Consider the following 11732-nt stretch of genomic DNA (forward strand, 5'->3'; position numbering starts at 1 on the left):
ATTTCTGTTTAGCCAATCCGGTCACACTTTCCTACATTTCACTTTTAAGTAAAAAATTATTAACCCAATAAGCGGATCATTTCTTCTTCACCAATAACAGGAATGCCTAATTCATTGGCTTTAATCAACTTGGAACCCGCTGCTTCCCCGGCAATAACCAGATCCGTTTTTTTGGAAACACTCCCCGTCACTTTTGCACCTAAAGCTGCCAGTTTATCTTTGGCCTCGTCTCTGGATAAAAGGCTTAATGAACCCGTCAATACGACAATTTTACCGGCAAATGGGCTATCAATTTCATCCAAACTCGGGCTTTCAACAGATTCCCAAAGGATTCCAACATTATTGACCAAATCATCAATTACAGCCTGATTATGTGGTTCGCTAAAGAAATTCACGACATGGCTGGCAACAATGCCTCCCACATCCTGCACTGCAACTAATGCATCCGTATCCGCTACACGCAATTTTTCCAATGTACCAAAGTGTGCAACCAGATTGGCGGCAGTCGCTTCCCCAACCTCACGAATTCCCAAGGAATAAATAAAACGAGCAAAAGTGGTTTTCTTGGATTTATCCAAAGCATTAATGACATTTTGTGCCGATTTAGGCCCCATTCGATCAAGACCCGTCAATTTTCCAGCGGTCAGACGGAAAAGATCAGCCGGTGTTTTGACATATTCTTTATCAACAAGCTGCTCAATAATTTTTTCGCCCATGCCATCAACATCCATCGCACGGCGGGAAACAAAATGTTTCAGCGCCTCTTTGCGTTGTGCCCCACAGAACAAGCCCCCCGTACAGCGGGCTACTGCTTCTCCTTCAACGCGTTCGATATCTGAACCACAAACAGGACAATGTTCTGGGAAAACTATTTCCTGACTTTCTGTTGGTCTATTCTCATGAATAACACCAACGACTTGCGGGATAACATCTCCAGCACGACGAATAACTACAGTATCACCAATACGCAGACCCAAACGTTCAATTTCATCGGCATTGTGCAATGTGGCATTACTGACAGTCACACCCGCGACCAATACAGGCTCCAAACGCGCCACTGGCGTAATCGCTCCGGTACGTCCGACTTGAAATTCAACATCACGCACAGTCGTCATCTGTTCTTGGGCAGGAAATTTGAAAGCCGTTGCCCAACGTGGTGCTCTGGCAACAAAACCCAGCGTTTCCTGTAATTCAAGGAAATCGACTTTAACAACAACACCATCAATATCAAAACCTAATGTCGGGCGCTGTTGCTCAATGTTATGGTAAAATTCCATCACTTGTTGAGTACCCTGACACAGTTTCACTTTGTCACTGACTGGCAATCCCCACTTTTTGAATTGCATCAAACGTTGATAGTGACTTGCAGGCAGTTCTCCGCCCTCCAGAACGCCAACACCATAGCAATAAAAGGTCAATGGACGTTTAGCGGTAATACGTGGATCAAGCTGACGTAATGATCCGGCCGCTGCATTACGGGGATTGGCGAAGACTTTATTACCTGTGCGGCGGGCTTCTTCGTTGAGTTTTTCAAACCCCGCCTGTTTCATAAACACTTCACCACGGATTTCAACACGGGCCGGAATATTCCCCCCTTTCAAACGCAAGGGAATAGCGTGGATAGTACGAACATTAGTGGTAATGTTTTCCCCTGTTGTTCCATCTCCGCGCGTTGCTGCCTGCACCAATTCTCCATTTTCATATAACAGGCTGACAGCCAAACCATCGAGTTTCAGTTCACAACAAAATACCAAATCCCGGCTATCTTTCAGACGGTCACGAACACGCTTATCAAATGCCAGATAACTTTCTTCATCAAATACGTTATCTAAAGACAGCATAGGGATCTCATGGCGCACCTGTTCGAAAACCGTCAATGGGGCTGCGCCTACACGTTGTGTGGGAGAGTCAGCCGTGATCAACGTTGGGTGTTGCTCTTCCAGCGCTTTTAATTCCCGCATTAAACGATCATATTCTGCATCAGGGATCTCTGGCGCATCCATAACATGATACAAATATTCATGATGACGCAATATTGTTCTTAATCCGTTGATTTTTTCGATAATAGTTTTCATGACTTCTCACCAGAGATGAAAAAACCCCCGACTTAGCGGGGGTTTAATACTAAAAAAGAGTTATTCACTGACGTTGAGCGTATTGCGGATACGCGCTTTATAGACTTCGATCATCTGCGGAGTAAGCATCTTACGCTCACCATCCAGAACTACGCCACCTACATCTGCTGCAATGCGCTGTGCCGCTTGTAGCATCAGCTTGAAATTCTGATTGGAATCACCGAATGAAGGCACCAGCATAAACATGGATATCCCGGGAGTCGTGAAATCTACCATTAGGTCTGGATCAAATGAACCCGGCTTTACCATATTAGCTAAACTGAACAACACAGCACCACTGCCCGATGGATTCAAGTGGCGATGGAAAATATTCATATCACCAAACCGGAAACCAGCCTGCAAAATGCTTTGAAGTAAGACGTCACCATTCAGTTCCTGACCATGATGAGCGGCAACATGTAACACCAGTACAGTTTCTTTTTGAATTTGCTCAGGCTCGGCCTGTGCTTCATTTTCCACCGCTTTTAGTTGCCCTTCAGCAATATCAGTGCTTTCTGCCCTTTTCAGTTCAGCTTGTTCTACGGAATCAAATAACCCGAGCTGAGGCTCTTCCTGCGATTCAGTGACAACTTTCGCTTCTGTAGCTGGTACGTCAGTCTGATCTCTTTCAAGTAAAGGGTCCGAACCATTATCATGCCCGGCCACTGATGATTCAGATGTTTGACGTTCAATAACTGGCTCTGCACGATGTTCAGTACGCCGTTTTACCGACTTCTGTACAGGTGCTTTTGGTGAATTATCAAACAATTCATCATTATTATCCTCTAACTCTTCCTGACGCCCCTGTTTATGACGTTTAACTGGGCGATCACGAAAGAGTGATGAACGCTCTTTACGGCTGGTCCACAACCCATGTAATAGCAAAGCTATTATGGCTATCGCACCAACAACGATTAATATCAGACGCAAATCCTGCATCATTGCTATCTCTGTTGTTTAAATTAATTGCCACCACGGCGGAAACTTCTTTAGATAAGAGTATTTGTCAAATAAGACAAGTGCAAGTCTCTACATACTTTTCTTACCATAAAGAGAGATATCCTCTGTTTTTTCGGATGTTTTTTAAACACAAAACTACTGGTCAGTAGAAAATCCTGCCTATATCATACCGTCTCAATCATCTAGGAGAGAATAAGAAAATATGACGAATTCGACAAAGTTGCCAAAACATTTAGGCGGATTTCATTATGTTGTGCAAGGTTGGCAGCTGATCACTCGCCCTGGCATTAAAAGATTCGTTTTATTGCCTTTACTGACTAATATTTTGTTGCTAGGTGGTTCATTTTGGTGGTTATACCAGAAATTGGATGGCTGGATACAATGGACACTCAATAAAATACCGGACTGGATGCAATGGTTAAGCTACCTGATATGGCCAATTGCGGTCATTTCCATCTTACTAATTTTCACCTATTTCTTCAGCGTATTAGCCAATTTCATTGCTTCACCGTTCAATGGGTTGTTGGCAGAAAAACTGGAGGCTGACCTGACGGGTATTCCTGCACCAGATACAGGTATTATCGACTTACTCAAAGATACGCCGCGCATTTTAAAACGTGAAATAGTGAAAATTCTTTACTACATCCCCCGTGCTATCGCCCTTTTATTGCTTTATTTTATTCCCGGAATTGGCCAAACCGTTGCCCCTGTCCTTTGGTTTATTTTCAGTGCCTGGATGCTGGCTATCCAATATTGTGATTATCCATTTGATAACCACAAAGTCAGTTTTGCCACCATGCGCAATACATTGAGACAAAACAAAATCGACAACCTTCAATTTGGTGCAACGGTAAGCGTATTAACCATGATCCCCGTAATAAACCTATTCATTATGCCGGTTGCGGTTTGCGGTGCTACCGCAATGTGGGTTGATCGCTATCGTGCAAAACATGCGCTGAATCACACAGTATAAAACTGCTTTAATTCTTTAAAACTACACATAGCCCCCCGACAAGCTATAAATGTATCAGGGGGTTTGTTTAATGATTTGCTGATATGTATCACATCAATCAGAAAATCGACACGATGGCCAAAAATAATACAAATAGTTATACCAATCATAAATAGCCTGAACAATATAAAATAACCATCCAATATTCTTTTATATAATAACAATAGATTGAAACCTTATTTCCATAAATAAGATGTTAGCGTATGTTTAACCAATATTTAACGGTATCTCAGGGGCAATCGAACAATGAGCAAAATTTATGAAGACAATTCGTTGACTGTTGGTCACACTCCGTTAGTACGCTTAAAAAACTTCGCCAATGGTCGTATCTTAGCGAAGGTTGAGTCACGCAATCCCAGCTTCAGTGTAAAATGCCGCATTGGCGCTAATATGATTTGGGATGCAGAAAAACGAGGCATCCTCACTAAAGATAAAGAACTTATTGAACCAACCAGTGGTAATACAGGCATTGCTCTTGCTTATGTTGCTGCTGCCCGTGGTTATAAACTGACATTGACTATGCCTGAAACCATGAGCCTTGAGCGCCGCAAGCTCCTGAAAGCACTGGGAGCTGATTTGGTATTGACTGAAGGCGCAAAAGGCATGAAAGGCGCTATTGAAAAAGCCAACGAAATTCATGATAGCAACCCTGACCGTTATGTACTTCTACAACAATTCAGCAACCCAGCCAACCCAGAAATTCACGAAAAAACGACTGGCCCTGAGATCTGGGAAGATACTGACGGTAATGTCGATGTTTTCGTGGCGGGTGTAGGCACTGGAGGAACGATCACTGGTGTTGCCCGTTACCTGAAAAATACCTGCGGTAAACAAGTAACTATCGTTGCGGTAGAGCCAGAAGATTCACCTGTTATCAGTCAAAAATTAGCAGGCGAAGAGCTTAAACCAGGCCCACATAAAATTCAGGGAATTGGAGCGGGTTTTATCCCTGATAACTTAGATTTAACATTAGTTGACCGTGTATTTAAAATCAGCAACGATGAAGCCATTCGAACAGCACGTGAAGTCACTGTAAAAGAAGGAATTCTTTCCGGTATTTCTTCAGGTGCAGCAATTGCGGCAGCAGTTAAATTATCGCAGGAAGATGGATATAAAGATAAGAATATCGTGGTGATTTTGCCTTCTTCTGCTGAGCGCTATCTGAGTACCGCCCTGTTTGCTGATTTGCAGAGTGATTAAAAATCATCCTGCACTATTTTTTACTACATTAACAAAAAAGCGCCTTAAGGGTGCTTTTTTGTGCATTAGATCAAACTTTAAAACTTTCCTGGATGATTTATTCAAGTAGCTTTAGTATTTAACCAGTAATTATTTTGATGCACGAAATTAATCTTCAAGCAGGCGTCTTTGAGGGTTAATTCATTCAGCCATTACTCGGATAGCGTGTATTAACACTAAATCAACAATTGAATGCATCAAGTATGTTAATTTTTTGATAATGACTATTATACCAAATGGATTTTGAGTTGCAGTTGCAGCAGTAACACAGCCTGAAATATGAAGTGTCTACACTTTACTTTCATTATCAATTTAACGGTTGTACAAGTCCGAGTGAATTCAACTACACTAGCTTTAGAATTCTCTTGACTTATTCAACGAATATTTAAGTTATTGAGGAAATACTATGTTCCAGCAAGAAGTTACCATTACTGCACCAAACGGCCTCCATACTCGCCCTGCGGCACAATTCGTCAAAGAAGCAAAAGGCTTCTCTTCTGACATTACCCTGACTTCTGGAGGCAAGTCTGCCAGTGCGAAAAGCCTGTTTAAGCTGCAAACGCTGGGATTGACTCAAGGTACAGTCGTAACAATTGCTGCTGAAGGCGAAGATGAGCAACAAGCTGTTGAGCACCTAGTTAAGCTGATGGGTGAGTTGGAATAACCTCCCACCCCGCTAATTAAGCCAATCTATTTCATTCAATTATCCCCGGAACCATAAAATTCGGGGATATTTAAAGCCTCCCCTCCTGAAGGCGCAATGAAAGGTAATCACCCGCAGTAAGGTCATATAGTATGATTTCAGGCATCTTAGTATCACCAGGTATTGCTTTCGGTAAAGCCCTATTGCTGAAAGAAGACCCCATAATTATTAATCAGAAAAAAATTACCCCTGAACAAGTCGAACAAGAAATCTCCCGCTTTAAGCAAGGCCGCGATAAATCCTCTGCACAATTAGAAATAATCAGAAAAACAGCCGAAAAAAATCTGGGTGCAGAAAAGGCCGAAATCTTTGAAGGCCATATCATGTTGCTGGAAGATGAAGAGCTAGAGCAGGAGATTATCAGCCTGATTAAGAAAAATCTGGTAACAGCAGATTCTGCCGTTTATTCCGTCATTGAAGATCAGGCCAAGGCTCTAGAAGAACTGGATGATGAATATTTGAAAGAACGTGCTGCCGATGTACGCGATATCGGTAAACGTTTACTGAGAAATATTCTGGATATGCCAATTATTGATTTAGGCTCAATTGACGAAGAAGTTATTCTGGTTGCCAGCGATCTGACCCCATCAGAAACCGCACAACTCAATCTGGATAAGGTACTGGGATTTATTACTGACTTGGGCGGTCGTACTTCCCACACTTCCATTATGGCCCGCTCTCTGGAACTACCTGCGATTGTTGGTACAACCAACGCAACCAGGCAAATCAAGAACGACAACTACCTGATTCTGGATGCGGTTAACAATCAGATTTACGTGAATCCTTCAGATGCTGAAATCGAGCAATTGAAAGCCACAAAAAGCGAGTATCTGACAGAAAAAACTGAACTGGCGAAATTGAAAGATTTACCCGCTATTACTCTGGATGGGCACCAAGTTGAAGTTTGTGCCAATATCGGTACGGTTCGTGATGTCATAGGGGCTGAGCGCAATGGCGCGGAAGGAGTCGGTTTATACCGTACGGAGTTCCTGTTTATGGATCGCGATGTCCTGCCAACTGAAGATGAACAGTTCGAAGCCTATAAAGCGGTTGCAGAAGCAGTTGGAAATCAAGCGGTTATTATTCGTACGATGGACATCGGCGGTGATAAAGATCTGCCTTATATGAATCTGCCGAAAGAAGAGAACCCATTCCTTGGCTGGCGTGCGATTCGTATTTGCCTTGATCGTAAAGAGATCTTACATTCTCAATTGCGTGCTATCCTGAGGGCTTCCGCATTTGGTAAACTTCGCATCATGTTCCCGATGATCATTTCAGTTGAAGAAATACGGGAATTAAAAACCGAAGTAGCATTGCTCAAAGCGCAGTTACGCAATGAAAACAAGGCATTTGATGAATTAATAGAAGTCGGCATTATGGTGGAAACACCTGCTGCTGCAACCATTGCTCATCATCTTGCAAAAGAAGTTGACTTTTTTAGTATTGGGACGAACGATCTAACCCAGTATACTCTTGCGGTAGACCGTGGTAATGAGCTGATTTCTCATCTTTACAACCCAATGTCACCCGCCGTGTTGAGTCTAATCAAGCAAGTGATTGACGCCTCACACACGGAAGGTAAATGGACAGGTATGTGTGGAGAACTTGCTGGTGATGAACGTGCTACACTGCTGCTTTTAGGCATGGGATTGGATGAATTCAGCATGAGTGCGATATCAATTCCACGTATTAAGAAAATCATTCGTAATACTAATTACAATGATGCAAAAGCCCTGGCAGAACAAGCTTTAACTCAGCCAACAGCACAGGAATTGATGGATTTGGTTGACACTTTTACCAGAGAAAAAACACTCTGCTAAACACATTAGCCAGAACACGGTCCCATTAAACAATTAGGAGAAGATTCATGGGTCTGCTTGATAAATTAAAATCTCTGGTTTCAGACGATAAAAAAAATAGCGGCAGTATTGAAATTATCGCCCCATTATCAGGTGAGATAGTCAGCATCGAAGATGTACCCGATGTTGTTTTTGCTGAAAAGATTGTGGGGGATGGTATTGCGATTAAACCAACAGGAAACAAAATTGTTGCTCCTGTTAATGGCACCATTGGTAAAATCTTCGAAACTAACCATGCTTTCTCTATCGAGTCCGATAGTGGCATAGAGCTATTCGTTCATTTTGGTATTGATACTGTTGAACTTAAAGGTGAAGGCTTCAAGCGCATCGCCGAAGAAGGTCAACGGGTACAGAGGGGCGATTTGGTTTTAGAGTTTGATTTGGCATTTCTGGAAGAAAGAGCTAAATCAACCCTGACTCCTGTTGTTATTTCTAACATGGATGAAATCAAAGAGTTATCTAAAGTAACCGGGTCTGTCGTCGTAGGTGAATCAGTCATCATGCGCATCAAAAAATAACAGAACTGTGAATTTGATGGTCTTATCTCCACATAAGAGGGAGATAAGACCATCGATTTATTAGCGGGACGAATACTTAATACGTATAGAATCCCTTACCGGTTTTACGTCCCAAGTGCCCTGCATCGACCATCGTCCGCATCATCGGACAGACCCGATATTTTGAATCCTGAAACATCAGGTAAAGCACATCAAGGGAATTAACGACCGTATCAATGCCGATCAAATCCGCCGTTTCCAATGGTCCCATTTTATGACCGAAACAGCCTTTAAATATCGCATCCACATCCGCAGGCAGGGCTACACCATCTTGCACGGTAAAAGCCGCCTCATTCATAAATAAATGGGAAATTCGGTTGGAGACAAAACCGGGGCCATCTTTCACCACAACAGCATTTTTGCCCAATATAGACAGAAATTCCAAACAGCGTTCCTGAGTTTGTCCGGAAGTGTTCAGGCCGATGATCACCTCAACAGTCGGTTTCAAATAAACCGGATTCATAAAATGCACCCCAATGACCTGAGCGGGAGTACTATGGAATGAACCCAGTTTAGTGATAGGAATACAAGATGTATTTGCTGCCAATACCGCATGGGGGGCGATAAATTCTGACATTTGCGCATATACTGCTTGTTTTAGCTCAATATTTTCAGTGATATTTTCCACTACCAATTCACAATCGGAAACGGCCTGTAAATCCTGCGCCCAAACGATGTTTTGCAGGATCATCTCAGAAGTTTTTCCCTTGGCGAGCGGACTGAACAACGGGGCATAATTAGCGATCTCCATGATACGCTCTTTGCTCTGTTCGCAGGAAAGCGCATCTTTTTCAATAACAACCACATCATGCCCCCGCAAAGCACAGTCGAAGGCAAGGCTGGAGCCAATATTGCCCCCACCAACTACAGCTATTTTAAGTTTTGACATAGTGACTATTTTCTTATCGATTTTTAACGATTGTTAATACCCGGCATCTTCCACGTCATTGCGTTATTGGCAGCAACGTGAATCTATCGGGTATATATCGGATGAATTGCCAGTTGTCACAGTTAACGCAACAACTGGCAAGATGAAAGGAATATTTCAGACTAATTGGTTCAAACTAATTGACTCAAACTAACTTAATTCAGTTCTTCGAGTCCGGTGAAACCAGTTCCCACTTACCAAACAGCGTTAACCCCGTGGCTTTCGCCAATGCTGAAGATGCTGCGTTATCGAGCTGGCATCGGTACTGAGGTTCATATCCCTGAGAATGAGCGAATTTACTGATCGTGCGCACTACTTTTCTGGCGTGACCTTTGCACCTAAAAGATGCTAATGTCAGTACACCGAGATCGGCAATTTTCGCATTATCCCAAGGATACATACTGGCAGCACAAACCAAGCGATCCCTATCAAAAGAGCCGAATACAGCCCAATGATCTAATTCCACATAAGCGTCATCCAGATCTTGTTCTGAAACAGAAGCCTGAAAATCAGAGAAAATGTCCTCATCCTCTTCTTCTTCCAGCTTACGCAGATCACCGCCCAGATTTTCTTCTAGCAATGCACTCTTTTCTACTTCTGAAAAGTAAAAAATATAATCAGCGCCATGCAGGGTAATATCTGCCTCATTCAATTTCTGGCGGAAGATCGACTCAGACATTATTGCTTGGTTATAAAGCCCCGCTTTTTCAGCCATTTCAGGAGTCATAACCGCCATCACCCGGCCATCAGTCGTTTCCAGAACCATCAGCCGATCTTCTTCTTCCAGATTGGCATTAGTGGCAATAGTAAAAACGTCATCACTATAGAGAACATCTCCATTCAACAATGGAGTTTGCCAAAAATCGGTTATCGTTTTTGAAAATAAAGACATACTTCTTACTCGCTTTAGGTGGAATCAGTAAGCGCATTTTGGCGCTCATTCAAAAAACTCCGGGAAAGTACTGCGGAAGTGGATTTATCCACTCTCAAACAGGTTTTTTCGTCCCATAAGATCAAGATCACTTCATCGCGTATAAACAGGTAAAAATGTCCTCCAGGAAAAAGATTGTGCCCCCAATACAGTCCGTATTATTTTCACGCATACTGCTTAAGAAATCGCAATATGTCATTATCCATCAATGCTTCATATTCAAATCGATGCATAAGGTATACAACAGGCTGATCCGTTCCTGTTCAGAAATCAGATAGCAGTTAAAAATTAAAGCGTAAAAGTTAAAAATCAGAGAATAGTAGAAATGGCATTGCGCTGATAAATACGTGCGAACTCAGGAACAGCGGCAATCGGAGCGTCCGCTATCCAACCGTGCCCCCGCTGGCTTTTGAAATTAAAATAATCCCGGTACTCCGCATTGGTGAGAAAATTGTAAGTTAAAGAGATACTGGGCGATAAAGTATGTACTTCATGGGACAATCCCTTAGGGATCAACATAATCTCACCCGGCAGTAGATCGAATTGCCAGATACGATCCTTATTCTGGTACTGATCAACCTGATTTGCCTCACCACTGGTTTGGTCTGTAGATTGATACACAGATCGCGATAAATCAGCGCGTCCTTCTGCGGTATTTCTGACCACATCTTCCAGTGACTCAGAAAAAATCCATCCCGCTTTTCTACCCACCACCTGGCACAACACCGCATTCGTTCTCATTCCGTCAACATGTAAACGGGTACACGCGCCCGGAGCAGAGAAATAAAGCCCCCAGTCCTGACACATTCGCTTATTAGGTTGAAGGGAGCCAGCCTGAACCCAAGGGATCTTATAGCCGCTTTCAGGCAGGAAATAAGGCCGCTGCCAATGCGCCTGAATGTGTTGAAACGCCCGGAAACTAAATGAATCCGTTTTTACCCGATGTCCCAATCCCCACGTGAATAACAGATGCTTAAAAAATGAATCATAGGTGTAACGGAGATAATCCAGATCACTTCCCATTTCACCCAATTCAACAGCAGGTAACGACGCAATTTCCTGTAAATAAGTACGCAGCTCAACATTACTTTTCGGTTGGAATCCGGCATCCTGTAACTGCACAGACATATCTCCGAATTCCTGAATAAAGTAATCTAAACTCCAAATTTGCTTCGCTTGCCAATCCCTCAGACCATCCGCCACAATCACAGGCACTTTTTTCATCAAATAGCGTTCACTGAACTCAGCAACCGAGATATCAGTGACTTTATCCACGTTATGGTATTCTGCTGATTCAAGGCGCATCAATGCATCATGGCTTTCTATTTCACGCTGTATTTTCTTACTGTGCCGATAAATGCTCATTTCTTCATGTGCCCACATCACAATATCACCCAGTGCATTCCGGGTGGTGCCGAAAAAACTCATG

At 42.9% G+C, this 11732-nt stretch carries 10 protein-coding genes; 5 read left to right on the top strand and 5 right to left on the bottom strand.

All coding sequences use genetic code 11. The features are described from left to right. Positions 1-59: 59 nt before the first annotated feature. Both ligA and zipA read right to left on the bottom strand, forming a co-directional pair. Positions 60-2075 (bottom strand): NAD-dependent DNA ligase LigA, encoded by a 2016-nt coding sequence (gene ligA, locus AC5JQI_RS12865; RefSeq protein WP_493912444.1) that lies wholly within the window; start codon positions 2073-2075, stop codon positions 60-62. 60 nt (positions 2076-2135) lie between these two features. Further along, positions 2136-3056, bottom strand: a complete 921-nt coding sequence (zipA, locus tag AC5JQI_RS12870; RefSeq protein WP_493912445.1) for a cell division protein ZipA — start codon at positions 3054-3056, stop codon at positions 2136-2138. 220 nt (positions 3057-3276) lie between these two features. Here zipA and cysZ point away from each other — a divergent pair, with 220 nt between their 5' ends. The 5 genes from cysZ to crr all read left to right on the top strand — a co-directional run bounded on the left by cysZ (position 3277) and on the right by crr (position 8405). Continuing rightward, on the top strand, positions 3277-4047 hold the full coding sequence (cysZ, locus tag AC5JQI_RS12875; protein ID WP_493912446.1) for a sulfate transporter CysZ: 771 nt from the start codon (positions 3277-3279) through the stop codon (positions 4045-4047). A 285-nt stretch (positions 4048-4332) separates the two neighbouring features. Beyond that, entirely contained in the window at positions 4333-5286 is a 954-nt protein-coding gene (cysK, locus tag AC5JQI_RS12880) for a cysteine synthase A (protein WP_237387839.1), read from the top strand. A 445-nt stretch (positions 5287-5731) separates the two neighbouring features. Next, a complete protein-coding gene (ptsH, locus tag AC5JQI_RS12885; protein ID WP_092549817.1) occupies positions 5732-5989 on the top strand; it encodes a phosphocarrier protein Hpr in 258 nt (85 codons plus the stop codon). A gap of 131 nt (positions 5990-6120) precedes the next feature. Next, positions 6121-7848 (top strand): phosphoenolpyruvate-protein phosphotransferase PtsI, encoded by a 1728-nt coding sequence (gene ptsI / locus AC5JQI_RS12890; RefSeq protein ID WP_493912447.1) that lies wholly within the window; start codon positions 6121-6123, stop codon positions 7846-7848. Positions 7849-7895: 47 nt separating this feature from the next. Next, a complete protein-coding gene (gene crr / locus AC5JQI_RS12895; RefSeq protein WP_493912448.1) occupies positions 7896-8405 on the top strand; it encodes a PTS glucose transporter subunit IIA in 510 nt (169 codons plus the stop codon). Positions 8406-8481: 76 nt separating this feature from the next. Here crr and AC5JQI_RS12900 read toward each other — a convergent pair whose 3' ends face one another. The 3 genes from AC5JQI_RS12900 to AC5JQI_RS12910 form a co-directional block, all read right to left on the bottom strand. Beyond that, a complete protein-coding gene (locus AC5JQI_RS12900) occupies positions 8482-9333 on the bottom strand; it encodes a 3-hydroxyacyl-CoA dehydrogenase family protein (RefSeq protein WP_493912449.1) in 852 nt (283 codons plus the stop codon). A 199-nt stretch (positions 9334-9532) separates the two neighbouring features. Further along, on the bottom strand, positions 9533-10264 hold the full coding sequence (locus AC5JQI_RS12905) for a GNAT family N-acetyltransferase (RefSeq protein ID WP_493912450.1): 732 nt from the start codon (positions 10262-10264) through the stop codon (positions 9533-9535). A gap of 348 nt (positions 10265-10612) precedes the next feature. After that, positions 10613-11731 (bottom strand): cupin-like domain-containing protein, encoded by a 1119-nt coding sequence (locus AC5JQI_RS12910; RefSeq protein WP_493912451.1) that lies wholly within the window; start codon positions 11729-11731, stop codon positions 10613-10615. Between the last annotated feature and the right edge of the window lies 1 nt (position 11732).

This window comes from Xenorhabdus sp. XBWT, from assembly GCF_059072735.1.

What these genes read in the sequence shown, in the direction of transcription:
- ptsI (WP_493912447.1), top strand. Translation starts at nt 6,121, where the DNA reads ATGATTTCAGGCATCTTAGTATCACCAGGTATTGCTTTCGGTAAAGCC.
- AC5JQI_RS12910 (WP_493912451.1), bottom strand. Translation starts at nt 11,731, where the DNA reads ATGAGTTTTTTCGGCACCACCCGGAATGCACTGGGTGATATTGTGATG.
- cysZ (WP_493912446.1), top strand. Translation starts at nt 3,277, where the DNA reads ATGACGAATTCGACAAAGTTGCCAAAACATTTAGGCGGATTTCATTAT.
- ptsH (WP_092549817.1), top strand. Translation starts at nt 5,732, where the DNA reads ATGTTCCAGCAAGAAGTTACCATTACTGCACCAAACGGCCTCCATACT.
- cysK (WP_237387839.1), top strand. Translation starts at nt 4,333, where the DNA reads ATGAGCAAAATTTATGAAGACAATTCGTTGACTGTTGGTCACACTCCG.
- AC5JQI_RS12900 (WP_493912449.1), bottom strand. Translation starts at nt 9,333, where the DNA reads ATGTCAAAACTTAAAATAGCTGTAGTTGGTGGGGGCAATATTGGCTCC.
- ligA (WP_493912444.1), bottom strand. Translation starts at nt 2,075, where the DNA reads ATGAAAACTATTATCGAAAAAATCAACGGATTAAGAACAATATTGCGT.
- AC5JQI_RS12905 (WP_493912450.1), bottom strand. Translation starts at nt 10,264, where the DNA reads ATGTCTTTATTTTCAAAAACGATAACCGATTTTTGGCAAACTCCATTG.
- crr (WP_493912448.1), top strand. Translation starts at nt 7,896, where the DNA reads ATGGGTCTGCTTGATAAATTAAAATCTCTGGTTTCAGACGATAAAAAA.
- zipA (WP_493912445.1), bottom strand. Translation starts at nt 3,056, where the DNA reads ATGATGCAGGATTTGCGTCTGATATTAATCGTTGTTGGTGCGATAGCC.